The organism is Sphaerisporangium album, assembly GCF_003323745.1.
Classification (GTDB): Bacteria; Actinomycetota; Actinomycetes; order Streptosporangiales; family Streptosporangiaceae; genus Sphaerisporangium; species Sphaerisporangium album.
The window spans coordinates 22,870-46,958 of record NZ_QOIL01000007.1 but is presented as its reverse complement, the minus strand read 5'-3'; the positions used below and the strand labels follow the sequence as shown (position 1 = coordinate 46,958).

The 24,089-nt window shown below is 72.0% G+C and carries 22 protein-coding genes; 12 read left to right on the top strand and 10 right to left on the bottom strand.

Annotation, left to right across the window (positions count from 1 at the left end; translation table 11 throughout):
* Positions 1–24 precede the first annotated feature (24 nt).
* From DQ384_RS14185 to DQ384_RS14175, 3 genes are all read left to right on the top strand, one after another.
* Positions 25–579, top strand: a complete 555-nt coding sequence (locus tag DQ384_RS14185; RefSeq protein ID WP_220182940.1) for a sigma-70 family RNA polymerase sigma factor — start codon at positions 25–27, stop codon at positions 577–579.
* Positions 579–1,520: a maleylpyruvate isomerase family mycothiol-dependent enzyme gene (locus tag DQ384_RS14180; protein WP_114029265.1), complete on the top strand. Its 942-nt coding sequence runs from the start codon at positions 579–581 to the stop codon at positions 1,518–1,520. The genes DQ384_RS14185 and DQ384_RS14180 overlap by 1 nt, the downstream gene beginning before the upstream one ends.
* Before the next feature lie 103 nt (positions 1,521–1,623).
* A complete protein-coding gene (locus tag DQ384_RS14175) occupies positions 1,624–2,523 on the top strand; it encodes a DUF1707 SHOCT-like domain-containing protein (protein WP_114029264.1) in 900 nt (299 codons plus the stop codon).
* 200 nt (positions 2,524–2,723) lie between these two features.
* Here DQ384_RS14175 and DQ384_RS14170 read toward each other — a convergent pair whose 3' ends face one another.
* Genes DQ384_RS14170 through DQ384_RS14160 form a run of 3 tightly spaced genes read right to left on the bottom strand, consistent with a single transcriptional unit; the run spans position 2,724 to position 4,583 of the window.
* Positions 2,724–3,362, bottom strand: a complete 639-nt coding sequence (locus DQ384_RS14170) for a GOLPH3/VPS74 family protein (RefSeq protein ID WP_181871205.1) — start codon at positions 3,360–3,362, stop codon at positions 2,724–2,726.
* Complete coding sequence (locus tag DQ384_RS14165; protein WP_114029262.1) at positions 3,362–3,625, bottom strand: type II toxin-antitoxin system antitoxin; 264 nt, start codon at positions 3,623–3,625, stop codon at positions 3,362–3,364. The genes DQ384_RS14170 and DQ384_RS14165 overlap by 1 nt, the downstream gene beginning before the upstream one ends.
* 13 nt (positions 3,626–3,638) lie before the next feature.
* Complete coding sequence (locus tag DQ384_RS14160; protein WP_425451450.1) at positions 3,639–4,583, bottom strand: SPFH domain-containing protein; 945 nt, start codon at positions 4,581–4,583, stop codon at positions 3,639–3,641.
* Positions 4,584–4,793: 210 nt separating this feature from the next.
* Between DQ384_RS14160 and DQ384_RS14155 the strand changes: the two genes are divergently transcribed.
* The 4 genes from DQ384_RS14155 to DQ384_RS14140 are packed head-to-tail and all read left to right on the top strand — an operon-like array spanning position 4,794 to position 9,965.
* Complete coding sequence (locus DQ384_RS14155) at positions 4,794–6,113, top strand: toll/interleukin-1 receptor domain-containing protein (protein WP_181871204.1); 1,320 nt, start codon at positions 4,794–4,796, stop codon at positions 6,111–6,113.
* Positions 6,106–7,134, top strand: coding sequence for an AAA family ATPase (locus DQ384_RS14150; protein WP_114029260.1), 1,029 nt, complete (start codon positions 6,106–6,108; stop codon positions 7,132–7,134). Before DQ384_RS14155 ends, DQ384_RS14150 begins: the two co-directional genes overlap by 8 nt.
* A 36-nt stretch (positions 7,135–7,170) precedes the next feature.
* Positions 7,171–8,187, top strand: coding sequence for a hypothetical protein (locus DQ384_RS14145; protein WP_147268772.1), 1,017 nt, complete (start codon positions 7,171–7,173; stop codon positions 8,185–8,187).
* On the top strand, positions 8,184–9,965 hold the full coding sequence (locus tag DQ384_RS14140) for a S1 RNA-binding domain-containing protein (RefSeq protein WP_147268771.1): 1,782 nt from the start codon (positions 8,184–8,186) through the stop codon (positions 9,963–9,965). The genes DQ384_RS14145 and DQ384_RS14140 overlap by 4 nt, the downstream gene beginning before the upstream one ends.
* Before the next feature lie 76 nt (positions 9,966–10,041).
* Here DQ384_RS14140 and DQ384_RS14135 read toward each other — a convergent pair whose 3' ends face one another.
* The 4 genes from DQ384_RS14135 to DQ384_RS14120 all read right to left on the bottom strand — a co-directional run bounded on the left by DQ384_RS14135 (position 10,042) and on the right by DQ384_RS14120 (position 13,721).
* On the bottom strand, positions 10,042–10,911 hold the full coding sequence (locus DQ384_RS14135) for a sirohydrochlorin chelatase (protein WP_425451455.1): 870 nt from the start codon (positions 10,909–10,911) through the stop codon (positions 10,042–10,044).
* A 143-nt stretch (positions 10,912–11,054) separates the two neighbouring features.
* Positions 11,055–11,783: a phosphoadenylyl-sulfate reductase gene (locus DQ384_RS14130; protein WP_114029256.1), complete on the bottom strand. Its 729-nt coding sequence runs from the start codon at positions 11,781–11,783 to the stop codon at positions 11,055–11,057.
* 74 nt (positions 11,784–11,857) lie between these two features.
* Entirely contained in the window at positions 11,858–12,001 is a 144-nt protein-coding gene (locus DQ384_RS14125) for an Insertion element protein (protein WP_114029255.1), read from the bottom strand.
* A 37-nt stretch (positions 12,002–12,038) separates the two neighbouring features.
* Complete coding sequence (locus DQ384_RS14120) at positions 12,039–13,721, bottom strand: nitrite/sulfite reductase (RefSeq protein ID WP_114029254.1); 1,683 nt, start codon at positions 13,719–13,721, stop codon at positions 12,039–12,041.
* A gap of 658 nt (positions 13,722–14,379) precedes the next feature.
* Here DQ384_RS14120 and DQ384_RS14115 point away from each other — a divergent pair.
* The 4 genes from DQ384_RS14115 to DQ384_RS14100 all read left to right on the top strand — a co-directional run bounded on the left by DQ384_RS14115 (position 14,380) and on the right by DQ384_RS14100 (position 18,789).
* On the top strand, positions 14,380–15,378 hold the full coding sequence (locus DQ384_RS14115; RefSeq protein WP_181871203.1) for a YihY/virulence factor BrkB family protein: 999 nt from the start codon (positions 14,380–14,382) through the stop codon (positions 15,376–15,378).
* Positions 15,379–15,483: 105 nt separating this feature from the next.
* Positions 15,484–16,746: a serine hydroxymethyltransferase gene (gene glyA / locus DQ384_RS14110; RefSeq protein ID WP_114029252.1), complete on the top strand. Its 1,263-nt coding sequence runs from the start codon at positions 15,484–15,486 to the stop codon at positions 16,744–16,746.
* 224 nt (positions 16,747–16,970) lie between these two features.
* Entirely contained in the window at positions 16,971–18,080 is a 1,110-nt protein-coding gene (gene rsgA / locus DQ384_RS14105; RefSeq protein ID WP_425451449.1) for a ribosome small subunit-dependent GTPase A, read from the top strand.
* Between the two features lie 52 nt (positions 18,081–18,132).
* Positions 18,133–18,789 (top strand): phosphoribosyltransferase, encoded by a 657-nt coding sequence (locus tag DQ384_RS14100; RefSeq protein ID WP_114029250.1) that lies wholly within the window; start codon positions 18,133–18,135, stop codon positions 18,787–18,789.
* Positions 18,790–18,949: 160 nt separating this feature from the next.
* On the opposite strand, the gene DQ384_RS14095 is transcribed toward DQ384_RS14100, so the two are convergent.
* From DQ384_RS14095 to DQ384_RS14085, 3 genes are all read right to left on the bottom strand, one after another.
* Positions 18,950–19,261 (bottom strand): WhiB family transcriptional regulator, encoded by a 312-nt coding sequence (locus DQ384_RS14095; RefSeq protein WP_093171423.1) that lies wholly within the window; start codon positions 19,259–19,261, stop codon positions 18,950–18,952.
* A gap of 113 nt (positions 19,262–19,374) precedes the next feature.
* Positions 19,375–20,286, bottom strand: coding sequence for a sucrase ferredoxin (locus DQ384_RS14090; protein ID WP_245966469.1), 912 nt, complete (start codon positions 20,284–20,286; stop codon positions 19,375–19,377).
* 373 nt (positions 20,287–20,659) lie between these two features.
* Positions 20,660–22,108 carry a glycerol-3-phosphate dehydrogenase/oxidase gene (locus tag DQ384_RS14085; RefSeq protein ID WP_245966468.1) on the bottom strand — a complete coding sequence of 483 codons (1,449 nt, stop codon included), beginning with the start codon at positions 22,106–22,108 and terminating at the stop codon, positions 20,660–20,662.
* A 316-nt stretch (positions 22,109–22,424) separates the two neighbouring features.
* Between DQ384_RS14085 and DQ384_RS14080 the strand changes: the two genes are divergently transcribed.
* Complete coding sequence (locus tag DQ384_RS14080; protein ID WP_114029248.1) at positions 22,425–24,023, top strand: FAD-binding oxidoreductase; 1,599 nt, start codon at positions 22,425–22,427, stop codon at positions 24,021–24,023.
* Positions 24,024–24,089: the final 66 nt, after the last annotated feature.

The window sequence follows — 24,089 nt, the reverse complement described above, 5'->3', positions numbered from 1 at the left end:
CCGGCCGGAGGAGGGGGGAGCCCGGTGGAGGCGCCTGGGACCGACGACCGGTTGCTTCACCAACGCGTCGTCGGCGGGGACGAGAACGCCCTCGGCGAGGTGCACCACCGGCACTATCCCCTCGTGCTCGGGCTGGCGCTGCGCGTCACCCGTGACCGCGTCGTCGCCGAGGACATCGTCCAGGAGGTCTTCGTCACCTTCTGGGAGCGCCCGCTGGCCTTCGACCCCGACCGGGGGTCGCTGCGGTCCTGGCTCGCCACGATCGCCCACCGGCGCGCCGTCGACCACGTGCGCACCGAGCACCGGCACCGCGTCTCGGCCCTCGGCCCGCGCCTGACCGAACCCGAGCCGAGTCCCCTGGAGGACTGGGTGCTGGCCGCCGACGAGGCCGCCCGGGTGCGGGAGGCCGTCAGCCGGTTGCCGGGGGGTTTACGCGAGCCCATCGAACTCGCCTACTACCGTGGCCGTACCTATCGTCAGACGGCCGAGGATCTCGGCCTGCCCGAGGGCACGGTCAAGTCACGCATACGCCTGGGTCTTCGCAGGCTCGCCGACGAACTGGCCGAAGAGGAGGTGTGATGGACCGCCACGCCGGCCGCGGCGACGAGATACCGGGGACCTCCGACCCGGTCACCCGCCTGAGCCTCGACGTGCTCGCCGAGGCCGCGTCCACGCCGCCTCCCGGCGCGCTCGCCCGGCTGCTCCCGGCCGCGCGGTCCGCCCGCCCTCCCGCGCCCGCCGCCGGGTTCGCCGCGCCCTTCGCCGCACGGGTGGCCGCGATGGACGCGCTGCTCGCCTCCGCCACGCCCGCCGACTGGGCGCAGAAGATCGTCGAGGGCTGGACGCTGCAGGAGCTCGTGGCCCACCTCGCCGCGACCGACGGCCTCGTCGCCAACGCGATCGGCGCCGCGGTCGCCGGCCCGCCGCTGGCGGCCGACGAGGTGCTGAGCCGCACCGCCGACATGATCGCCTACACGGGCGGCCGGAGGCCGGAGGAGACCCGCGTCGAATGGCGCGCCCAGGCCGAGACGATCTGCGCGCGCGCCGCCGCCATGGAGCCGGGGACGCCGATCGCGCCCGGGGGCATCCAGTTCCCGGTGTCGGACCACCTGCTTGCGCGCATGCTGGAGACCTGGATCCACACCGACGACGCCGCCACGGTCATCGGCCTGCCCCTCCCGCTCCCGCTCGCCGCGCACATCCACCCGACGGCCGACTTCTGCGCGCGGCTGATCCCCTGGACGATGCTGCTGTCCGGCGTGGACGGGGGCGAGCGTTCCGTGCGGCTCACGCTGACCGGGCCGGGAGGCGGCGCGTGGCACGTTCCGCTGTCGGTCGCCCGGGTCGCCGCGCCCGACGACGGCGCGCCGTCCGACGCCCAGATCACCTGTGACGTGGTGGAGTTCTGCTTTCTGCTCGGCGGACGGGGGACGCCCGAGGCGTTCGCCGCGCGCATCGAGGGGGACGAGGGGCTCGCCCGCGAGGTCCTGCGCTGCGCCCCCGCCCTGTCCGGGCCGTGACGCCTCGTCCGCGGGAACGGGCGGGGGGCGTCGTCACGTTTGGTACGGGTTTCCTCCTTACGGAGGATCGGACGAGGCCAGACATGCGCGCTAGATTCAATGCATGAACGATCCGGGTGAAATGCGCGCCTCGGACGCCGAGCGTGAGGCCGTGGTCGAACGTCTGCGTCAGGCCTCCGTCGAGGGGCGCCTCACGCTGGCGGAGCTGACCGAGCGCACGGAGGCCGCCTACCTCGCGGCCACCCAGGCCGAACTGGCCCAGATCACCACCGACCTCCCAGGGTCGCCCGCCGCCCCGGGCCCCGCGCCCGCCGCGTACGCCCCGCCCGCCGCCCCGCGTTCCGGCAGGGCCCGCCGCTGGTACGCCGCGATCATGGGCGAGACCAAGCGGAAGGGCAAGTGGCGGGTCGAGGACGAGATCGGCGTGGTCGCCGTCATGGGCGAGGTGACCCTCGACCTGCGCGAGGCCGAGGTCCGCGCCAACGAGATCGACATCATCGCCACCGCCGTGATGGGCAGCGTGAAGATCATCGTCCCGGACGGCGTGGACGTCGACCTCGGCGGTGTCGCCATCATGGGCGAGAAGAAGGTCAGGGTCATCGAGGCGCCCCCCGGGCAGAACGTGCCGGTCGTCCGGGTGCGGGCGTACGTCCTGATGGGCGAGGTCAAGATCATCGGCGACTCGCGCGCGAAGCCGATCCGCCGGGCGCTGAACGAGTGGAGCGAGTGGTGGCTGGAGCGCCGGGCCGAGGTGCGCGGCGACGTCCAGGGCATGCTGCGCGACATGCGCGCCGAGCGGCACCAGCTGCACCGCTCCCTCCACGAGGCGCGCCGGGAACAGCGCCGCGAGGAGCACGAGGCGCGCAGGGAGTACCGCCGGGAGGAGCAGCGCGCGCGCCGCGAGGAGCGCAGGGAGTGGCGCGACGCCCGCAGGGAGGGCCGCTACGACGGCCCCCCGTACCCCCCGCCCCCCGCGGATCCGCCGTACCCGCCCCGCCCGTAGAGCGGCTCCCACGCAAGGATCCCTGCCCGTAGAGCGGCTTCTGCGCAGCGATCCCTGCCCGTAGAGCGGCTTCCCCTGCCGGTAGAGCGCTTCTGCGCAAGGGTCCCTGTCCGTAGAGCGGTTGTGCACAAGGGTTCCTGCCCGTAGGGCCGCCCCGCATGACCGCCCTGCCCGCCTGCCCGCGGAGGCGCCGTCGCCGTTCAGCCCCCGCTCCCGGCGGCGGCCTGGGCGGCCTGGATCGCCTTGCGCAGCGCCCACGGCACCGGGGCGACCACCTCCGCGAGTTCCTCGCCGCGCACGCGCCTGGCCCGCCAGTCGGCCCTCGGCATCACGGTCCTGAGCCGCACCGCGGCCGCGAGAGCGGCCAGCGCCGCGTCCCTGCGGTCCAGGCGCGAGGCGGGATGGGCGCCGCGCAGGGCCGACGCGACCGTCCCCGCGAGCCTCTTGACCACCCGCGTGTCGCGGACGGTGACCTTCGTGAGCGGGATGAAGCCGAGTACGTGGCGGCGTTCCACGCGGATCCAGCCGCCGGACTCCAGGCGGTCGCGCACCTGCCGCGCCGCCGCGCCCGAGCCCTTGTTCACCCAGTGCTGCCAGGTGCGCCGGCGCGACTCCGCCACCATCTGGAGCGTCTCGTCGAGCAGGGGATCGGCCAGCGTCTTCGCCCGGGCGACCGGGCCGCCGGTCGCGTCGGCGATGTGGCCGGCGAGCAGCAGCTCGGCGAGGATGCCCGCGCGCATCAGATACCCGAGCTCCGAGCGGTAGGTCATCCTCTTCTTCTCGACATCGTAGGTGAGCAGGTAGAGCCGTTCGGGCAGCGTGTCCGGGACGTCCACCATCATTCCTCCTCGTCACCGTCGCCGGTGTCCGTCTGGTCCCCGGTGCCCGCGGGCTCGCCGCCGGGGTGCGGTCTCTTCGGGGGACGGCCACGCCGGGGCATGCCCCCGACGTCGCCGGGAAGCCGCCCCGCCGCGGCCAGCGCCCGGCGGAGCAGGAACTCGATCTGCGCGTTCGTGCTGCGGAGCTCGTCGCCCGCCCACTTGGTGATCGCGTCGTGAACGGCGGGGTCGAGCCGCAGGAGGATCTTCCTGCGCTCGCTCATCGGTTCCGCTCGCTCACTGGTACAGGGAGCCGGCGTTGACGACCGGCTGCACATCCCTGTCGCCGCAGAGCACCACGAGCAGGTTGCTCACCATGGCCGCCTTCCGCTCGTCGTCGAGGTCCACGACGTCGGCCGCGTCCAGCCGGTGCAGGGCCGCCTCCACCATGCCGACCGCGCCTTCCACGATGCGCTGCCGCGCGGCCACGACCGCGCCCGCCTGCTGACGCCGCAGCATGGCCTGGGCGATCTCCGGCGCGTACGACAGGCGCGTGATGCGCGACTCGATGACCTTGACCCCGGCGGACGCGACCCGCGCGGAGATCTCGGCCGACAGCTTGCCGGTGATCTCGTCGGCGTTGTCGCGCAGCGAGAGGCCGTCCTCGTGGGAGTCGTAGGGGTAGTTGCCCGCGATGTGCCGGACGGCCGTCTCGGTCTGGATCGCGACGAACTCCACGAAGTCGTCCACCTCGAACAGAGCCTTGGCCGTGTCCTCCACCTGCCACACCACGACGGCCGCCATCTCGATCGGGTTGCCGTCCAGGTCGTTGACCTTGGCCACGTCGGTCTCGTGGTTCCGGATACGGGTGGAGACCTTGCGCTTCTGGGTGAAGGGGATCACCCACCGCAGGCCGTCGGTGCGGACCGTCCCGAGGTAGCGGCCGAGCAACTGCACGACCCGGGCCTCGCCGGGGGCGATCGCCATGAGGCTGCCGAGCACGAGGAGCGCGAGGAGCAGCACGATCACGCCCGACACGATCAGAGGTCCGCTGCCGTCGCCCTGCACGCCCTGGACCAGGAGGACGACGCCTCCGGCCAGCATCAGCAGCCCGAGGCCCAGCATGGGCCACCCGTTGACGTCGAACGGCCGCCGCTCGCTCACCCGCGCCGCGGGCATCTCGACGGCCACGTTCTCGACCTCGTCCACCTTCGCCACCATCCTTGGGGATTGCTTGACCATGGCACAACCATAGCAAAGTGATATCACTTTGCAAGGGTGGTCCGCCGCTCCTGCGCGGACGGAGCCGGCACCACATGCTGACTCTGGTGGTTGATCCCTTTGGCCGCCATGCCGGTGATCGAGGCGCTACGCTCGGGATTGTCCATGGCGGTGTGAGGGGTGTTAGGTGGGTGCGCGCCTTTGGGTCGATCCCGTACGGGCCCTCCCCTGGTGTTCATCAGCCACAGCTCCCGGAGGCGCTCCGAGGACGAACTGGGCGACGGCGACAGCCTCGTCGAACACGATCACCGTAAGAGGTTTCTGGCGAAGCTGCTGCGGACGCTGGAGGCGAAGCTCGACGACGCCGGCTTCAGGCCGTGGATCGACCGCAGCCGGATCAAGCCGGGGGAAGAGTTCCAGGCCAAGATCAACGATGCGCTCTGGAACTGCGACCTCGCGATCCTTCTCGTCGATCGCGACGCCCTGGACTCGACATGGATGTCCCTGGAAGCGGACGTCCTCATGCTGTTGCGCAGCCAGCGCGCGACACAAGTGCTGCCCGTCCTCATCGACAAGGTGACGACCACGCGGCTCGCCGGGAGCCGCCTCGGTACCCCGTCCGGGCTCAACAGGCTCACGGTGTTCGTTCCGAAGACCGGGAAAGAGAACGCCAAGACCGCGGAGCCGATCGCCGCGGAGATCGTGGAGGCGGTCGGCAAGCTGTGGGGCGAGGTGGAGCCGAGGGAGGAGGATTCCCTCTCGGCGCGGTGGATCACCAACGTCACCAGGGCCATCAAGGAGATCCCGTCCGACCAGCTCGAGTGGGTCGCCAAGAGCCTTGGCATCGACATGACCGCGTGGGACCAGGCCCGCGACCATGCCCGCATGGTGGCGACCGCCATGCTGGGCGCGGAGACGAACAAGGTTCTCGAGGCACTCACCGAGCTGGAGCCGCTGTTCGAGAAGGAGCAGTCGAAGTCGACGACGATGCGTCACGCGGTGCCCCTGTGGGTGGACCTGGACGCCGCGGCGACCGTCGCCGAGGTCATGGGCCGGCAGGTCGATCAGCGCGTCGTGGGCGTCGCCACGCCCGCCTACCGGCTGGGCGACCATGTGGTCCGGCGGGCCACCTGCTCACAACCCAGGTACCGCGTGAACAGGCTGCTCGACATCGCGGGTGAGAACGCGTACGACGAGCTGCTGAAGCGCTACGACACCACGCTGCGCGACCAGCTCCACCTCTCCGCCGGCTGGACCCCGGAGGAGATCGGGAAGAGGCTCGCGAGGTACCGGCTCACGTATTTCGCCCTGATGCGCGCCGAGAACCTTTCGCCGGGCATCATGACGCGGCTCCTCGGCGAGTTACGCGGGCGGTTTCCCGGGGTGGTCTTCGTGGTCCTGGCCGGAAAGGACAACCGCGTGTGGGAGAAGATGCGTGAGCGCCCGCTCTACGGCGACCGCGGCGCCGACTGGGAACCAGAGGCGAAACGGTACGTCAGCCTTGTCTCCGAGTTGATAGGGGAGCACATCCCGGTGGACAGCGATGACTGACGAAACCCTCCTCGACGAGTTGCTGAGTGCCGTCGACGACATGCGGGACGCCGATTCGCCCGAGCCCTCGGGCGCGGCTTCGACGCGCCGGGGAGACGTCAGGGACGGGCGGGTGTACGTCGCGTCGGAGCTGATCCGCACGGCCGTGAAGGTGGCGATCGTCACAGGGAGGCCGCTGCTGCTCTCCGGCGCGCCCGGATGCGGCAAGTCGAGCCTCGCGAGCTACGTGGCCCGCAATCTCGGCCTGGCCTATCACGAATTCACGGTGACCGACGGCGCGCAGCCGCAGGAACTGCTGTACAGCGTGGACACGGTCCGCCGCTTCAACGACGCCCAGTTGGGACATTTGAGGACGCGGGGCGGCGATGGCGCGCTGAACGAGTACATCGAGCCCGGCCCGCTCTGGTGGTGCCTGAATCCGGAGACGGCCCGCCTGAGAGGAGCGCGCGACGGCGCCGCCGCCTCGACCGCGAGCCCGCCGCTCCACCTTCCCGGCCACACTCCCGGCCGGCCGGGCGCGGTCCTGCTCATCGACGAGATCGACAAGGCCGACAGCTCCTTCTGCAACGGCCTGCTGGTGCCGCTCGGCAGCAGGCAGTTCTTCGTCTCCGCCATCGACACGCTGGTGACGGCCGCCGAGTCGCAGGTGCCCGGCAGCCCGCTGGTGATGATCACCACCAACAACGAGCGCGATCTGCCCGACGCGTTCATTCGCCGCTGCGTCGCTCTGTCCATCCCCACGCCGACGCAGGAGAAGCTGGTCGAGGTCGCGTCGCGGCATTTCGGCGGCCAGGCGGAGCGGCCGGAGACCCGGCGGCAGATCGAGATCCTCGCCGCCCGCATGGTGGGCGACCAGAACGGGGGCGACACGGCGCCGCAGGCGAGCATCGCGGAGTTCCTCGATCTGGTGCAGACGCTGCTCAGCCTGAAGATCGACATCGACAGCGAGGAATGGGGCGTCGTCCAGGAGCTGATCATCGAGAAGCGGGACGTCCGCGGCTCCCGGGTGCTGGAATGGTGAGCTGTGGAACTGGCCGACGCGCTGAAGATCCTTACGATGAGGCGGCACTTCGATGACCTTGACCTGGCCCTCGCCCTCGTGGGATGCGTCCGCTCCGACGGGGAACCCGGCCCTCCGCCCCTGACGGAGCCGGAGGGCCGGCGGCCTGACGAAGGCACGCGCCCGCCGGCCGCGCACATGTCCCATGACGACCTGCCCCACCGCGAGAGGCTGGACGGATGGTCTCTGCTGACGGACGCCGAGTTGGAGGCGGCCGCGCGGGAAGCCGACGACGACGGTGGCCCGGACCCCGACACCGAACCCGGGGCTGACCCCGGCGCCGGTCGCGGCCATGACGGCGACGCCGGGAGGGGGCGGAAGGGGAAGAAGCGCGTGCGGTCCTACGTCCCCCGGCCCGACACCTATCAGTACATCATCCCGATGATGCTCGAACCGGCCGACGACGAGCCGCTGCGCATCCCCGAATATCAGTCCGTGCCGCCGCCCGGCGACCCCGCTCCCCGCGCCTCGTCCGCCTACCCGGCGATCTACCCGCGCACCAGCAAGGCCACCATGCACGCGCTCATGAAACGCCGCACGCAGAGCACCGACATCGACGTCGAGGCGCTGGTCCACCGCCTGTCTCTCAACCTGCCGATCACCGAGACGCCGCGGCTCAAGCGCGATCTGACCGCCCCGCCGATGCGCCTCCTGTACGACACCAGCCTCATGATCGGCCCGTACGCCGACGATGTCCGGCACCTGCTGGGGCTCGCCCGCGCCCTGTTCGACCCGGGGGTTCTGAAGATCCGCGCCTATCGGGACAGCCTGAGCTGGGGGTGCGGCGACGGCCCGGTGTGGACCTGGCGTCCGTTCCGGGTGCCCCACCGCCCCTCGACCATGGTGTTCGTCAGCGGCGGCTTCGGCGGCGACCTTCGCGCGCGGGTCCGCGAGCTGGAGCGGGTGGCGGGGGAGCTCGAACGAAAGGGGCATCGTGCCTTCGTGCTGTGGCTGGGTGATCCGCCGGGAGCCGGGGCGGTGAACCCGGCGCTGTGGCGGGTGATCCGCAGATGACACGGCCGCGGGCGATCTCCCTCCCGTTGCGGGAGCGGCTGGCCGAGCCGATGGCGGGCGAGGACGATCCGGACGTCCTCGTCCTGGCGAGCCTGCTGTGCACTCCTCCGCTCGTGCCGTACGGGCTGCTGCGGCGCATGCGCCGAACCGTGGTGACGCCGTCGGCGGGCACGCTGGGCGTGGAGGGCGCCCTGTGCTCGGCGTGGTTCGTGGAAGGGGTCGCCCCGGAGGGTTTCGCCTTCGAGGCCGAGTTCGCCGACGCCCTGCGAAGCCGGCTGCGCGCGGCGCTCGCCGTGGACCATCTGGAGGCCGACCGCGACGGGCTCCGCCGGGTGATCGACGAGGAGACCGCCCGCCTGAGCCCGCTGCTGCGCCTGGAGGAGCGGCTGTGCTGGGCGTACGTCGCCGAATCGGCCTTCGAGTCCACCGCCGACAAGATCTTCACCGACATCGTCTACACGGTCGCCCTGGAGGAAGGACGCCGCCGCATCCTCCACTGGGCGGTGGGCGCCTTCACCCGGCTGCCTCCCGACGTCATCAAGGGCCCCGCCGCGTGGGTGCTCGCCCAGCTGTGCGGCGCGGCCGGTCTGCCCCACCCGAGGCTGGAGTGGCCCGACACGGGTGTGGACGAGACGCTGCTGCGCACCGCCCTGGCCCTGGTGCCGGACACGCTGCTGGGCGTCCACCGCGACGGCGAGACGCTGACGATCGGCACGATCACCCAGCGGCGCCGTACCGCCCTGCGCGTGTCCGCGGTCACTCCCAAGGTGCTCACGGTCCGCTCGGACGAGGGCTCCACCCGCCTCGTCATCGACCCGTCGATCGGCGCGGTGGAGGTTCCGGTGGGACGGTCCGCCGTCGAGATCCGCGACATGCGCGGGCGGACCTACCGGCTCGCTCCGTTCACCGGCGACGCGGCGCCGGAAGAAGTGCTCATGCGCGAGTCGCTGGCCCGGCTGGATCAAAGCTGGCGGGCGCGGGAGGTGATGGACGCCACGATCGTCCGGGTGGTCGGACGGGGCGACAGCCTGATCGTCTCCTTCGTGGACTTTCCCTGGTGCACCGCCTTGCTGCCCGCGAGCCGCTCGGGGCTGCCGTCGTTCCGGCGCAGATCTCTGAGCACTGTGGGCGATCCCCGGATCCGGGTCCGGGTGATCAACCTGGACGCGCGCCTCCAGCGCGTCGTGGTGGAGCGGGTCGTCGAACCGGCCGCCGAGGAGCAGGTCGAGGCGCCGTGGAGTTCGGGGTCGTTGCGGGTGGGCGACGAGTTCCGGGGGCGCGTCACGGGCAAGGTCGCCTTTGGACTGTTCGTCTCCTACGCCGCTGCGGCCGGGGTCGAAGAGGGGAAACGTACGAACGGCCTCGTCCACAGGAGCGAACTGAGCTGGACCGAGCAGTGGAACGACGCCACGGAGTATCCCGTGGAGGTCGGCGACATGATCACCGTTCATGTCATGGGGATCTCCGCCGCTCGCCAGCGTGTGCAGCTGTCACTGAAGCGAACCCAGCCCGATCCGTGGCAGGTCGCGATGAGCCGTCTGCGCCCGGGCGATCAGGTCAGGGCCTTGGTCGTGGAGGTCGTGTCGTTCGGCTGGTTCCTGCGCCTCCCCAGTGGCTTCGACGGCCTGATGCACATCACCGAGGCTCCCGAAGGGAGCACCTTCGCCGTGGGGACCGAGCTCGACGTCTGGGTGCGTTTCATGGACGCCGAGCGGCGGCGCATATCGCTGACCCTCAGGCCTCCCCCCTGGCCGCCGGGCGACCCCTCCCGCCGATGAGAGCGGCGGCGTGACCCTCTTCGCCCGGGTCGCGATCGTGCCCGTCGAAACGGACCGGGTGCGGCGCGCCTGGCGGTCATCGTCCCGGCAGGATGGCCGCCAGGCGCCGCCCGGCGCGGAACCGGCGCGTGGCCTCGGCGTAGCGTCCGAGCAGGACGGTCGCCAGCTCGGGTGCGGGGCCGAGCGGGCCGGCGACGGCGTGGGCTCCCGCCTCCAAGGTGTTCCGGCGGATCTTGTCGGCGAAATGGCCGGAGGCGAGCAGATAGGGGGCGATGACGATGCGCCGCGGCCGCGTGCCGGCGTCATCACCGGGTCCGGTGCCGCGGCGACGCCAAGGCCCGGTGTCATGGCCGGGGATCGCGCCGCCGTCGCCTTCGAGGTCCGCACCGCCCATCAGGCTCAGGACCGCCTGTTCAGGGGTGGGGGAGGCCGCCGAGGCGTAGGCGGGGATGACCGAGTGCCAGGGGCGGGAGCGGGCCCACGTCCGGGCCATGTCGGCGATCACCGCGTTGGCGCGGGGGTCGCTCGAACCCGCGGAGACGAGGACGACGGCGGTGTCCGGGTCGCCGATCGTCACGTCCGCCTCCGCCAGGCGCCGCTCCAGGGCGGCCATCAGCAGGGGATGTGGGCCGAGGGTCGGGCCCTGATGGACGCGCAGGCCGGGACGCGCCGCGCCCGCCTCGCGCAGCGCGGACGGGATGTCGACGCGGCTGTGGTACGCCTCGGTGAGCAGCAGCGGCAGCACCACGGCCTCGTCCAGCCCCGCCAGCGCCTCGCCCAGCGCCGGCCGCGTGTGGTCGAGGTAGGCCTCCCGGATCAGCAGGCCCGGCCGCGCGCGCCGTACGTCCTCCAGCAGCGCCTCCACCGTCGCGGAGGCGCGCGGGTCGCGGGACCCGTGCGCCACCGCCACCAGAGGAGGCAGAGGCCCCCTCGGGAGCGGGGTCAGCGGCGTCCGCTGGACGGTCACCGGGGTACCGGGGGCACCGGGGGCCTGGATCGGCGCCGCCCCGCGTGCGCCGGTCGGCCACGGGACGGGCGTCACGGACCCACCGGCGCCGGTCGAAGTCCGCGGCGTGCCTTGGACGCCGGTCAGAGGTGGATTCCGCATTCGGTCTTGCCCAGGCCGGCCCAGCGGCCGCTGCGCGGGTCCTCGCCGGGGGCGACGCGGCGGGTGCACGGGCCGCAGCCGATCGAGGGGTAGCCGTCGTAGTGCAGCGGGTTGATGATCACCCCGTTGTCGGCCATGTAGTTGTCGACATCGTCCTGCGTCCAGCGGGCGATGGGGTTGACCTTGACCATCTGGCGCTTGGCGTCCCACTCGACGACCTTGGTGTTCGCCCGGGTGGGGGACTCGTCGCGGCGGATGCCGGAGATCCACGCCAGGTACGGCTCCAGCGCGCGGTTCAGCGGCTCGACCTTGCGCAGGAAGCAGCACAGGTCGGGGTTGCGGCCGTGCAGGCGCGGGCCCAGCTCGCGGTCCTGCTCCTCGACGGTCCTGGACGGCTTGATGTCGATGACGTTGACGTCGTACACCTGCCGCACGGCGTCGCGCGTGCCGATGGTCTCGGCGAAGTGGTAGCCGGTGTCGATGAACAGCACGTCCACGCCGGGCTTCACCCGGCTCACCAGGTCGATGAGCAGGGCGTCGCTCATCGAGGACGTCAGGCACAGCCGGTCGCCGAACGTGGCCGCCGCCCAGCGGATGATCTCCCGCGCGGGTGCGTCCTCCAGGAACTCGGCGGCGGACTCGACGATGCCCCGCAGGTCCAGCACGCCGCGCTGGCGTTCCAGGCCGGTCTCTATCTCCACCAGTGTCATGACTCGCTGCTCCTCGTTCGTCAAAGTTCGCGGGGGCGCCGCCGGGCTCAGGGGGGCCCGGGGCTCACCGCCGATCAAGAGCGCACGCCGATGCCGAGAAATTTCAGCTTGAAGGCGCGGGCGCACGACCGGCAGTACCAGCCGCCGTCGCCCTCGTAGGGTTCGAGGTCCTCGTCGCCGCAGTACGGGCAGTGGAACGGGACGGCGCGCTCGCTCACGCCCGCCTCCCGTTCCGCGATGGCGCTGGACGCGGGCTCATTTGAGGTCCGCCTCCTCGGCGCGCTCGACCCACTGGGCGAAGGTCTCGCCGTCGGTCTTCTGGCTCTGGAAGTTCTTCAGGACCCGCTCGATGTAGTCGGGAAGCTCGGCGGCGGTGGCCTTGAGCCCGCGGACCTTGCGGCCGAAGCCGGGGGTCACGCCGAGCGAGCCGCCGAGGTGGATCTGGAAGCCCTCGACCTGCTCGCCGGAGCCGTCGGTGACGAGCTGGCCCTTCAGCCCGATGTCGGCGACCTGGATGCGCGCGCAGGAGTTCGGGCAGCCGTTGACGTTGATGGTCAGGGGGTCGGTGAAGTCGGGGAGGCGGCGCTCCAGCTCGTCGATGAGGCCGGAGGCGAGCGCCTTGGTCTCGACGATCGCCAGCTTGCAGAACTCGATGCCGGTGCAGGCCATCGTCTGGCGGCGGAACGTGCTGGGGTTGACCCGCAGGTCGGCGGCCTCCAGGTCGGCGACGAGGCCGTCGACCTCGCCCGGCGCGACGTCCAGGATCACCATCTTCTGCTCGACGGTGGTGCGGACGCGGCCGGAGCCGTGCCGCTCGGCGATGTCGGCGATCAGGTTGAGCTTGTCGCCGTCCAGCCGACCGACCTTCGGGGCGAACCCGACGTAGTAGTTGCCGTCCTTTTGCCGGTGCACCCCGACGTGGTCGCGACGGCCGCCGCGCGGAGGCTCGGGGGCGGGCCCGTCGGGCAGGGTGTAGCCGAGGTACTCCTTCTCCAGGACCTGGCGGAAGCGCTCGGCTCCCCAGTCGTTGACCAGGAATTTGATGCGGGCCCGGTGGCGCAGCCTGCGGTAGCCGTAGTCGCGGAAGATGCCGATGACCCCGGCCCACACCTCGTGCACCTGTTCGGGCCGCACGAAGGTGCCGAGCCGCTTGGCCAGCATCGGGTTGGTGGACAGGCCGCCGCCCACCCACAGGTCGAAGCCCTTCTCGCCCTGCTCGTTCACCACGCCGACGAAGGCGATGTCGTTGATCTCGTGCACCGTGCAGTGCGCGGGGCAGCCGCTCATCGCCGACTTGAACTTGCGGGGCAGGTTGGAGTACGCCTTGTCGCCGATGTACCGCGCGACCGTGTCCTCGATCTGGCCGGTCGCGTCGATCACCTCGTCGGCGTCGATGCCGGCGAGCGGGCACCCGAGCATGACGCGCGGGGTGTCGCCGCAGGCCTCGGTGGTCGACAGCCCGACGGCCTCCAGGGCCTCCCAGATCGCGGGAACCGACTCGATCTCGATCCAGTGGAGCTGGACGTTCTGGCGGTCGGTGACGTCCGCCGTGCCGCGGGCGTACTTGTTGGCGATGTCGGCGATCGTGCGGAGCTGCCGCAGGTCGAGCTGGCCGCCGTCGATGCGGACGCGCAGCATGAAGTAGCGGTCGTCGAGCTCCTCCGGCTCGAGGATCGCGGTCTTGCCGCCGTCGATGCCCGGCTTGCGCTGGGTGTAGAGGCCGAACCAGCGGAACCGGCCGCGCAGGTCGGCGGGGTCGATGGAGTCGAACCCGCGCTTGGAGTAGACGTCGATGATCCGCTGACGGACGTTGAGCCCGTCGTCGTTCTTCTTGTTCTCCTCGTTCTTGTTCAGCGGCTCACGGTAGCCGAGGGCCCACTGGCCTTCGCCTCGCGGGCGCTTGTGGTGGCGGTTCGCGGGCCTGGGCGGGCTGGTCATGAGGCGTCCTTTACCGAGGATGGTCATCGGGGGCGCCGGGACGCGCGCGCAGGCGGCCGCCAGGCTCGGGGCGAAGTCCTGGGGGCATGAAAAAAGACGCCTGTCACGCGCCCTGGCTGGAAGGAATCAACAGCGGGCGACGATCAACGGGCGTCACTACAGATGGCACTGCGGACACGCAGGAAGTCGACGTGGCGTCGCACGACGAGAAGCGGGTCCGCTGGCATGTACCGAACCATACCCTCCATGTGCCGGATGTCCAATATCTGGTCCACACTCTGGACAGTCCGGTCCAATGTCCGGACCACTCAGCCCTGACGCGGCCAGCTCAGAGGGGTCTGCGGCGGGGAAGGCGGGGACTTGTGCTGGCAGTCGCACCAGGAACCGCCCCGGCACCCCTCGTGCCGGCCCTCCTTGCACTCCTGGCAGATCACGGTCCCATTCTCCTCCCCTTCCTCCTTTTCCTCCAGCTCACCGCCTGCCCCGGCCGGCGCTGCGGCCCAGGTCGGCGCCGTTTTGGGCCGACTGAAACGGCTACCATGGGAGGTTGCGAAATGCGCACCGGATAGGGGGGCGTCTCACCGGGTAGACGCCACGATCGAGAACGTTCACAAGGTGGTGTCGTGGTGGAAGCGCGCAGCGAATACCTTTGGGTGCCATGACGTCCACCGGCGCGCCCGTCCGGTCGTCCCGCCCTTCGAGGCGGGCGGCCCGGTGGAGGCTGGTCAGGGCCAAGGCCAGGCGCGGCGCGATGGCGGGCCTGGCCTCGCTGCGTGGCGCGCGGGCCTTCGAGTCCCGGCTCTGGGCGCTGGCGCGCGCCACCACCGTCGCCGGCTTCAACTACCGGGTGACGGGCCTGGCGGGCGAGGCCGCGTTCTTCGCGCTGCTGTCGCTGCCGCCGTTCGTCCTCGGGCTGATCGGCCTGCTCGGCCACCTGAGCGGCGTCCTCGGGCCGGGGACGGTCGCCGAGACGCGCGGGTGGGTCCTGGAGCAGGCGCAGTTGCTGTTCACCGGCAACACGGTCGACCGCGTGGTGCGCCCGCTGCTCGACGACGTGCTGAGGGGCGGGCAGGTCTCGCTGATCTCGGTGGGCTTCCTGCTCGCGCTGTGGTCCGGCTCCCGGGCGCTGTTCGTCTACGTCGACCTGATCTCCATCGCCTACGGGCTGGGGGAGGCGCGCGGCATCATCCGCACGCGCATCCTGTCGTTCGGCCTCTACCTGGCGGCGCTGGTGATCGCGCTGATCGTCATCCCCGTGCTCGTCGTGGGCCCCACCCTGCTCTCGGAGGCATTACCGCAGTACAGCGGCATCGTAGGGGTCCTGTACTGGCCGGTGGTGATCGTAAGCTCGGTTCTGGTGCTCACGCTGCTCTACCACGTGAGCGTTCCGGTGCGCACGCGCTGGTGGCGGGAGGTTCCCGGGTCCCTGCTGGCGCTGCTCATCTGGATCGCCTGCGCGGCCGTGCTGCGCGAGGTGCTGGCCGCGTGGTTCACCCCGTTGTCGATCTACGGCTCGCTGGCGGCGCCCATCGCGGTGCTGCTGTGGCTGTACATCACGGCGCTGGCGGTCCTCATCGGCGCGACGCTCAACGCCGAGGTCGACCGCCTGTGGCCGGGCGGCGGCAACGCCAGAAACGGCGAGTCCGCTATCGTCTGACGCGACGTGACCGGCGCGTCTGGGTGGACCACCACCAGGGAGCGAACAGGGCGGGGGCCGGGCGCCTGGGTCCTCGCCGGATCCAATCCAACGAAGGGTAGGGCCATGAGTTCTCTTGCCGACGTCGACCCGGAGATCGCCGAGCTGATCAGGGCGGAGGAACGGCGCCAGGCCGACACCGTCAAGCTGATCCCCTCGGAGAACTACGTCTCCAGGGCCGTCCTGGAGGCGACGGGCACAGTCCTCACCAACAAGTACTCCGAGGGCTACGCGGGCAAGCGCTACTACGAGGGCCAGCAGGTCATCGACCAGATCGAGACCGTGGCCATCGAGCGCGCCAAGGCCCTGTTCGGGGTGAACCACGCCAACGTCCAGCCGTACTCGGGCTCGCCGGCCAACCTGGCGATCTACCTGGCGTTCCTGAACCCGGGCGACACCGTCATGGGCATGGGCCTGCCGTTCGGCGGCCACCTGACCCACGGCTGGTCGGTGTCGGCGACCGGCAAGTGGTTCAACCCGGTCCGCTACGGCGTGCGCCAGGACACCGGCCGCATCGACATGGACGAGGTGCGCGCCCTCGCGCTGGAGCACCGTCCCAAGCTGATCTTCTGCGGCGGCACCGCGATCCCGCGCACGATCGACTTCCCGGCCTTCGCCGAGATCGCCCGCGAGGCCGGGGCCGTCCTCGCCGCGGACATCGCGCACATCGCCGGCCTGATCGCCGGCGGTGCCCACCCCTCGCCGGTGGGGCACGCCGACGTCATCTCCACGACCACGCACAAGACGCTGCGCGGGCCGCGCGGCGCCATGCTGATGGCCACGGACGACGAGCACGCGAAGGCGCTGAACAAGGCGGTGTTCCCGGGCCTGCAGGGCGGCCCGCACAACCACACCACCGCGGCCATCGCCGTCGCGCTGCGCGAGGCGGCCGGCGACGACTTCAAGGCCTACGCCCGGCAGGTCGTGACCAACGCCAAGGCCCTGGCCGAGGAACTGTCCTCGCGCGGGTTCGAGCTGGTCTCGGGCGGCACCGACAACCACCTCATCCTGATCGACCTGACGTCCAAGGGCGTCGCGGGCAAGCCCGCCGCGCAGGCCCTGGACCGCGCCGGTCTGGAGACGAACTACAACACCGTCCCGTTCGACCCGCGCAAGCCGTTCGACCCCTCGGGGCTGCGCATCGGCACGCCGTCGGTGACCAGCCGCGGCATGGGCGAGAGCGAGATGCGCCAGATCGGCGCCTGGATGGACGAGGTCGTCACCGCCCTGGCCAAGGGCGACGCCGACGAGGCCGACAAGGTCATCGCGCGGGTCCACGGCGAGGTCAGCGACCTGACCTCCAAGTTCCCCGCGCCCGGCCTGGCCTGAAACGCGCGGCGGCGGCCCCGGTAGGGGTCGCCCCGGCACGGCGTAAATGTGTTGCCCCGCGAAGCCGGGCCCGCGATAAAGTGGGCCCGGCTTCGCCGCTTCGGCAGGAGGCGGCCCCGGCACTCTGGGAGGTGAGGACTATGCGGGTCTTTCTGAGCATGCCCGTGTCCGTTTTCTCCTGGGTGCCGTCCGCGCGCTGAAGCCGCGGCACCCGTCCTCGAAGGGTGCCTGAGTTGACCACTCCTGGTCTCGATCTTTCTTCTCTCGGCTGGAACGAGTCCCTCGCGGCCGAGCTCCCGGGCGGCGCCGTCCCCGCCCGCGTCGCGCGCGTCGATCGCGGCGCCGCCGACGTCATCACCACCGACGGCCACCACCACGCCGCTTACGGCGCCCGGCTGAGGCGCGCGACGGCGGAGGACCCGGTGAACCTGCCCTGCGTGGGCGACTGGGGGGCGCTGACGCTGCTGTCCGAGGGCCGCTACGAGCTGGACTCGATCCTCCCGAGGAGGACGGCCTTCGTCCGCGGCGGCGTCGCCCGCGACTCGCGCGGCGGGCTGTCCGGCGACTCCAAGGGCCAGGTGCTGGCCGCCAACGTCGACGTCGTCTTCGTCGCCGAGCCGTCCATGCACGCCACCGACTTCGCCGACCTCGGCCGCGTCGAGCGCCTCCTCGCCCTGGCCTGGGAGAGCGGCGCCGAGCCGGTCGTCCTGATCACCAAGGCCGATCTGGTCGGCGAGCACCTCGCGGGGCTGCTGGACGACGTCGCCGCGGCGGCGCCGGGGGTGGCGCTGCACGCCGTGTCCTCGCTCACGGGCGAGGGGGTGGAGGTCGTGCGGAGCCATCTCGACGGCTCGCGCACGGCCGTGATCCTCGGGGCCTCGGGCGCGGGCAAGTCGACGCTGGTCAACGCGCTCGCCGGCGAGGAGGTCATGGAGACGCAGCGCGTCCGCGCCGGCGACGGCCGGGGGCGGCACACCACCGTCCACCGCGAGCTGATCCCGCTGGCCGGGGGCGGGCTGGTCATCGACACGCCCGGCATCCGGCGCGTCGGCCTGTACGAGATGAGCCAGGGCGTCGACCTGGTCTTCTCCGACATCGAGGAGCTCGCCGAGGGCTGCCGGTTCGGCGACTGCTCGCACGAGAGCGAGCCGGGCTGCGCCGTCCTGGCGGCGCTGGAGTCGGGCGAGCTGCCGGAGCGGCGCCTGGCGAGCTGGCGAAAGCTCCAGCGCGAGGCGAACTGGATGGCCGGCCGCACGGACGCCCGGCTGCGCGCCGAGCAGACGCGGAAGTGGAAGATCATCCACAAGTCGATGCGGGGACGGTCGCGGCCCTGATGTGGGAGGGGCGTCCCCGCTTGCGTTTCAGGTCAAAGGGTACGAAAGGGGCATGAGCGCTACCCGGCGCGTGTCCCTTCCCTTCGCCGACCGGGAGCAGGCGGGGACGCTGCTCGCCGAGATCCTCGCGGACGCGGGCCTCGCCGACCCGGTGATCCTCGCCCTGCCGCGCGGGGGCGTGGCCGTCGCCGAGCCGATCGCCGAACGGTTGCAGGCGCCGCTGGAGGTGCTGGTCACCAGGAAGATCGGCCACCCCGTGCAGCCGGAACTGGGCCTCGGCGCGATCGCCGAGGGCGGGGAGCCGGTGTTCGACCTCGGGATGCTCCAGCGGCTGGAGATCGACGAGGACGAGCTCGCGCCCGTCGTCGAGCGGGAGCGGCGGGAACTGGCCCGGCGGGTCTCGGCCTACCGGCGCGAGCGTCCGATGCCCGCTCTGGCGGGACGGGACGTCGTCGTGGTGGACGACGGGCTGGCGACGGGCGGGACGGCACGCGCGGCACTGCGCGCCGTCCGGCGGTCGCGACCCAGGAGGTTGGTGCTGGCCGTCCCGGTCGGGTCGTCGAAAACGGTCACGGCTCTTCGCGACGAGGCGGACGAGGTGGTCGTGCTCGCCACCCCGCCCGGCTTTCACGCGGTCGGCCAGTGGTACCTGCGGTTCGAGCAGCTGACCGACGCGGACGTTCTCCGCCTGCTGCGGCAAGGACGGTGAACGGGATTCTTCGCCTTCATCGGGGATCGGGGGGGGAACGTCGGGCGCCCCCCGTCGCCGGGAGGAGCCCGCATGATCATGCGGCAATTTCGGCCCTGGAGGCGTACAGGAGCGGAGAAGCCGCATGATCATGACGTGGCGGAGAAGTGCCGGTGGAGGTTCAGGCAGCACTGATGCCGGCGCTGGCGGCACGCCGCATGCGCCGACGACGCTCGGACGCGCGCTCGTCCTCGTTGAGCCCGCCCCACGTGCCGTACTTCTCGGGACGTGAGAGGGCGTAGTCGAGGCACTCCGCGCGGACAGGGCACTGGGCGCAGATGGCCTTGGCCTTGCGCTCGCGAATGTCGCGCTCCGGCTGACGCTCGCCGTCAGGACCGAAGAAGAGCACAAGGTCCTCTCCCCGGCACGCGGCATCATCCTGCCAACCCCAGCTGGGGCGCGGGCGGGCGATCTGCCGACGTACCTGAGACATGAGAAACCACCTTAGGTGAGATGTATTTCGGTGTTTGTGCCGCTTTGGACGCGTATGGCGTCCCTCGTTCCAACGCCGAATAGACCCGTGGTGTTCCCGGCCCTGTAAGGGCCTCAGGTCAGAACGGGTGTGCCGCACTGGAGATGCTCCAGCGCGACCGGCCTGTAGGTCATGATCGTGTCGGCGCATGCCATGCCGCACGGCGCGAACACCGTACGCTCGACCACAACCCGGAACCGGACGTCCCCGTGGCGCACAATCGCCTCGGTGACGTCACCGTCCGACCTGGTGGATTCCACGGCCACTCCGCCTACCGACAACTCGCCCGTATGAGCCCGGACGAAATGTTCGGCGGCCTGCGATGGCTCAGGGATGCCTGCGCGTCCCCGGAAACGGTCGAGGACGACCTCGCCGCGCCGGTACGCGTTTGCCGCCGCGATCGCGGCAGCCTGAGACATGCTGCCGTAGTAAAGCCCGTGTGGCAAGCACACAAGGTTAGCGGCGTATCGATCGCCGCCCACATGAGTGGTTTCCCACACTCTTCCCGGCTGGCTCTCACCCAAAACCCGCGCGAGGGGGAGACCGAGGCGGGCACAACACGCATTGCGCTTCGCATGCGTGCAGACCAGGAACACCGGCTCCTTCACCAGTATGCAGGACTCGGGCACCACTCCGCGCACGAGAGATCCCAGGTCAAGATCTCTGACATCCTCGAACCGGCCCTCGGCGACCCACGGCGCCGTGGCTGTGGTATCGGCCACCATCACGTGGCGGGGGCTCGGGGTGGCGTTGCGGCGGCCGGGACGCCGGATGAGCTGCGGACGGACGCCCAGCTCGGTCGCCCGCGCGATCAGCGCGTGGACGTCCTCGGGCAGGTCGCACTCGGGCAGATGGGACGCCCACGGGCCGGTGTGCTCGATGAGCAGCCAGAACCGCGCGCCGACGGTCGCGCTGGCGAGCGCCGGCACCATTCCCGCGTGGCATCCGTCCGGGTGGTCGCACCCCCGGGCCCGGTCTTCCGTCACGTAGCCCCCTTAGACACTTAGGTAAGACTAACCTAAACGGTCATGCCTGTATTCCGAGGTGGGGGGACCGCATAGGGCATCACCTGCGCGAGTTCGGCGCGGCGGCACGGGTGTGACATTAATCACGTTCCCATTTCCCAAGGTCCGCTTGCCGCCCCCGCCCACCTGTGGCTAGGCGACCTGCGCCCGCCCTTCCCGCAGCTCATCCGCCTGGGGCCTCGCCGTCCCGCCGCACAGCCGCCGACTCCTCCGGCAGGGGCCACGTCCGCCCGACTGTGGCCCACCACCCGCCGCCTCCGGGCTCAGCACCTCGCGCCTGGGGCTCCGTACCCTCGGTGGTGCTCATGACCGGGCTCACGACCGGCGCGGGTGATCAGGCGTGGTCGTGGAGGACTCGTTCGGCGGCGGGGAGGGCGGTGGCGCGGTCCTCGGGGATGAGGCCGATGCGGGTGCGCCGGTCCAGGAGGTCGCCGGAGTCCAGGGCGCCTTCGTGCCGTACCGCCCAGACGAGCTCGGCGACCGTGACGCCGGTCGGGAGCACCTGCGCGGCCGACGGGTCCGAGAGCGCCAAGTCGTGGACGGCCCATGCCTCGGAGCCGTACCGCTCGACGAGCCTGGCCGGTACGCCGTCCCCGTCGTGGCCGTCGGCGCCGACCAGGGGCAGGCGGGTCGTGCGGCTCCGCGGGGCGGAGGGGAAGGCCACATCGACGGCGTCGCGGGCCATGGCGCGGTAGGTGGTCAGTTTTCCGCCGACGATCGTCACGACGCCGTCAGGAGCCCTCAGGACCGCGTGCCTGCGTGAGAGATCGGCCGTGCCCCCTTCGCCCGCCAGCAGCGGTCTCAGGCCCGCGTAGGCCCCTGCGACGTCCGCGCGGGCGATCGGCGTCTCCAGAACCGAGTTGAGGACGCCGAGCAGGAAGACGACGTCCGCCTCCGGCGCCTCGGGGACGTCCGGGACCGGGCCGTCCACCGGTTCGTCGGTCAGCCCGACGTGGACGCGCCCGTCCGGCTGGGGGAGGACCAGCGCGAAGCGCGCCCTCTCGCGGAGGATCGGCACGTGCAGCCCCGCGCGCTGGTCGCCGAGAGCGCCCGGCCGCAGCACGAGATGGGTGCCGCGCGAGGGACGCAGGGACACCGAGGCCGTCAGCCCGCCCGCCCACACGCCGGCCGCGTTGACCACCCTGCGGGCGCGGATCGCGAACGTCTCGCCCGTCAGCTCGTCGCGGACCTCGGCGCCGTCGCCCGCCAGGGACAGCGCCCGGCATCGCGTGAGGACGCGCGCGCCGTGGCGGGCGGCCGTCCGGGCGACCGCGACGACCAGCCGCGCGTCGTCGGTCACCCGGCCGTCGAACGAGACGAGGCCGCCGCGCAGGCCGCGGGCGCGCAGGGAGGGGACCAGGGCGCGGGCGCGCGCCGCAGACACGCGGGAGGGACCCGGCAGGGTCGCGCGCGGCGTCCCCGCCGACGCCCGCAGCAGGTCGCCGAGGCGATATCCGGCCATGAGCACGCCCGCCTCGGCGCGGGAGACGTCCGGGGTGAGGGGCAGCAGGTAGGGCTGAGCGCGCACCAGGTGCGGGGCCGTGCGCGTCAGGAGCGCTCCCCGCTCGACGGCGCTCTCGCGCGCCACCCCGAGCCGCCCCTTGGCGAGATAGCGCAGCCCGCCGTGGATCAGCTTGGAACTCCACCGCGAGGTGCCGAACGCCAGGTCGTGGGCGTCGATCGCCGCCACGGAAAGCCCCCGGGACGCCGCGTCCAGCGCGACGCCCGCCCCGGTCGCGCCCAGCCCCACCACCAGCAGGTCCACGACGAGGCCGTCACGCACCTCCGCCAGCTCCCGCGCCCGGCGCGCGGCGTTGAGCGAGGACCCCGGAACCGCGCCAGGGCCGGGTGAACGGCGAGGGCCGGGCCAAGAGCCCGCCCGGGAGGCCGGCCCGGAATCCGGGCGGGAAGGCCGCGGAGAGGCCGCGGAGGCCGGAGAGGCCGAGGGATCCCGGGAATCGGAGGCCGGGCGGGAGGCCGAAGGGGTCGGATGGGAGGTCACAGGGTTGTCCCTTCCGGCGGGGTGCCCGGACGTAATGGGACGGATCGGGCGTGTCACAGTGTAGGACGTGGAAACCCCCGACACAGCGGCCGAACCCATGCTCTGGTCCGGCTGGGGCGACCCCGCGAAGGCCGCCGACCTGCCCGAGCCCGTACGCAAGCTGCTGCGCGACCTGCTCGGCGTGCGCGACCCCGCCGGCGCTCCGGCCACGTTCGGCGAGGTCAAGCTGCACCCGGCGGCCCTGTCCGCGCACGTGTCCGAGGCCCTGTGCGCGGCGGTCGGCCCCGAGCACGTCCGCGCCGACGCCGACGCGCGCATCCGCCACACCCGGGGCAGATCGACCCCCGACCTGCTGCTGATGCGCGCGGGCGACGCCTCGGACTCGCCCGACGCCGTGGTGCTCCCGGCGTCGCACGCGGAGGTCGTGGAGGTGCTGCGCGTCTGCGCCCGCCACCGCGTCGCGGTCGTGCCGTTCGGCGGCGGCACCTCGGTGGTCGGCGGGCTCGTGGCCACCCGCCAGGGGTACGCGGGCGTGATCGCCCTGGACCTTTCCCGCCTCAACAGGCTGCTGTCGGTGGACGTCGAGTCCATGGTCGCCGACGTCGAGCCGGGCCTGCGCGGCCCGCAGGCCGAGCACCTGCTCGCCGGGCACGGGCTGACGCTCGGCCATTTCCCGCAGTCCTACGAGTACGCCACGCTGGGCGGCTTCGCGGCGGCGCGCTCCAGCGGCCAGGCGTCGGCGGGGTACGGCCGCTTCGACGACATGGTGGTGGGCCTGACCCTCGCCACCGCCCACGGCACGCTGGAGCTCGGCCGGGCGCCCAAGTCGGCGGCGGGCCCGGACCTGCGCCAGCTCGTCCTCGGCTCGGAGGGCGCGTTCGGCGTGATCACCTCGCTGCGCCTGCGGGTGCGGCGCGCGCCGGCCGAGAAGGTGTACGAGGGCTGGCGGTTCGCCTCGTTCACGGAGGGGACGGCCGCGCTGCGCCGGCTCGCGCAGGAGGGGCCGGCGCCGACGGTGCTGCGACTTTCGGACGAGGCGGAGACCATGGTCGGCCTGGCCAGGCCGGGGGAGATCGGCGGCTTCCAGACGGACGCCGGCTGCCTGGCCGTCCTCGGATACGAGGGCGAGACCGCCGAGGTCGCCCACCGCCGCGAGCTGACGGCCGCCACACTGTCGAGCCTCGGCGGCGTCTACCTGGGGCCGGAGCCGGGCGAGGCGTGGGCGCGCGGGCGGTTCGCCGCCCCGTACCTGCGCGACGCGCTGCTGGCGGCGGGCGCGACCGTCGAGACGCTGGAGACGGCCTGCTTCTGGTCGGGCATCCCCAGGCTGTACGACGCCGTGCGCATGGTGCTCGCCGTGGCGCTCGGCACGTCCTCCGACCCGTCGGCGCGGCCCACGCCCCCGCTGGTCATGTGCCACATCTCCCACGTGTACGCCACCGGCGCCTCCCTGTACTTCACCGTCGTGACGGCGCAGGCCGCCGACCCGATCGCGCAGTGGGCCACCGCCAAGCGCGCGGTCAACGAGGCCATCGGGCTGGCGGGCGGCACGATCTCGCACCACCACGGCGTCGGCAGGGACCACCGCGCCGCGTACGCCGCCGAGATCGGCGAGCTGGGCGTGGAGATCCTGCGCGCGGTCAAGGAGCGGATCGACCCCGAGGGCATCCTCAATCCGGGCGTCCTGATTCCCTGATCTTCGCCGGTCGCCCGCGGACCGGTCCATTCCCATTGGGGAATCCGGTGTACGGCCGGGCAAGAT

Coding starts and splice junctions, on each gene's coding strand:
- DQ384_RS14145 (WP_147268772.1), top strand. CDS start 7,171: ATGAGGCGGCACTTCGATGACCTTGACCTGGCCCTCGCCCTCGTGGGA.
- glyA (WP_114029252.1), top strand. CDS start 15,484: ATGAGTTCTCTTGCCGACGTCGACCCGGAGATCGCCGAGCTGATCAGG.
- DQ384_RS14100 (WP_114029250.1), top strand. CDS start 18,133: ATGAGCGCTACCCGGCGCGTGTCCCTTCCCTTCGCCGACCGGGAGCAG.
- DQ384_RS14180 (WP_114029265.1), top strand. CDS start 579: ATGGACCGCCACGCCGGCCGCGGCGACGAGATACCGGGGACCTCCGAC.
- DQ384_RS14140 (WP_147268771.1), top strand. CDS start 8,184: ATGACACGGCCGCGGGCGATCTCCCTCCCGTTGCGGGAGCGGCTGGCC.
- DQ384_RS14095 (WP_093171423.1), bottom strand. CDS start 19,261: ATGTCTCAGGTACGTCGGCAGATCGCCCGCCCGCGCCCCAGCTGGGGT.
- DQ384_RS14170 (WP_181871205.1), bottom strand. CDS start 3,362: ATGGTGGACGTCCCGGACACGCTGCCCGAACGGCTCTACCTGCTCACC.
- DQ384_RS14080 (WP_114029248.1), top strand. CDS start 22,425: ATGCTCTGGTCCGGCTGGGGCGACCCCGCGAAGGCCGCCGACCTGCCC.
- DQ384_RS14165 (WP_114029262.1), bottom strand. CDS start 3,625: ATGAGCGAGCGCAGGAAGATCCTCCTGCGGCTCGACCCCGCCGTTCAC.
- DQ384_RS14160 (WP_425451450.1), bottom strand. CDS start 4,583: ATGGTCAAGCAATCCCCAAGGATGGTGGCGAAGGTGGACGAGGTCGAG.
- DQ384_RS14120 (WP_114029254.1), bottom strand. CDS start 13,721: ATGACCAGCCCGCCCAGGCCCGCGAACCGCCACCACAAGCGCCCGCGA.
- DQ384_RS14150 (WP_114029260.1), top strand. CDS start 6,106: ATGACTGACGAAACCCTCCTCGACGAGTTGCTGAGTGCCGTCGACGAC.
- DQ384_RS14115 (WP_181871203.1), top strand. CDS start 14,380: ATGACGTCCACCGGCGCGCCCGTCCGGTCGTCCCGCCCTTCGAGGCGG.
- DQ384_RS14175 (WP_114029264.1), top strand. CDS start 1,624: ATGAACGATCCGGGTGAAATGCGCGCCTCGGACGCCGAGCGTGAGGCC.
- DQ384_RS14130 (WP_114029256.1), bottom strand. CDS start 11,783: ATGACACTGGTGGAGATAGAGACCGGCCTGGAACGCCAGCGCGGCGTG.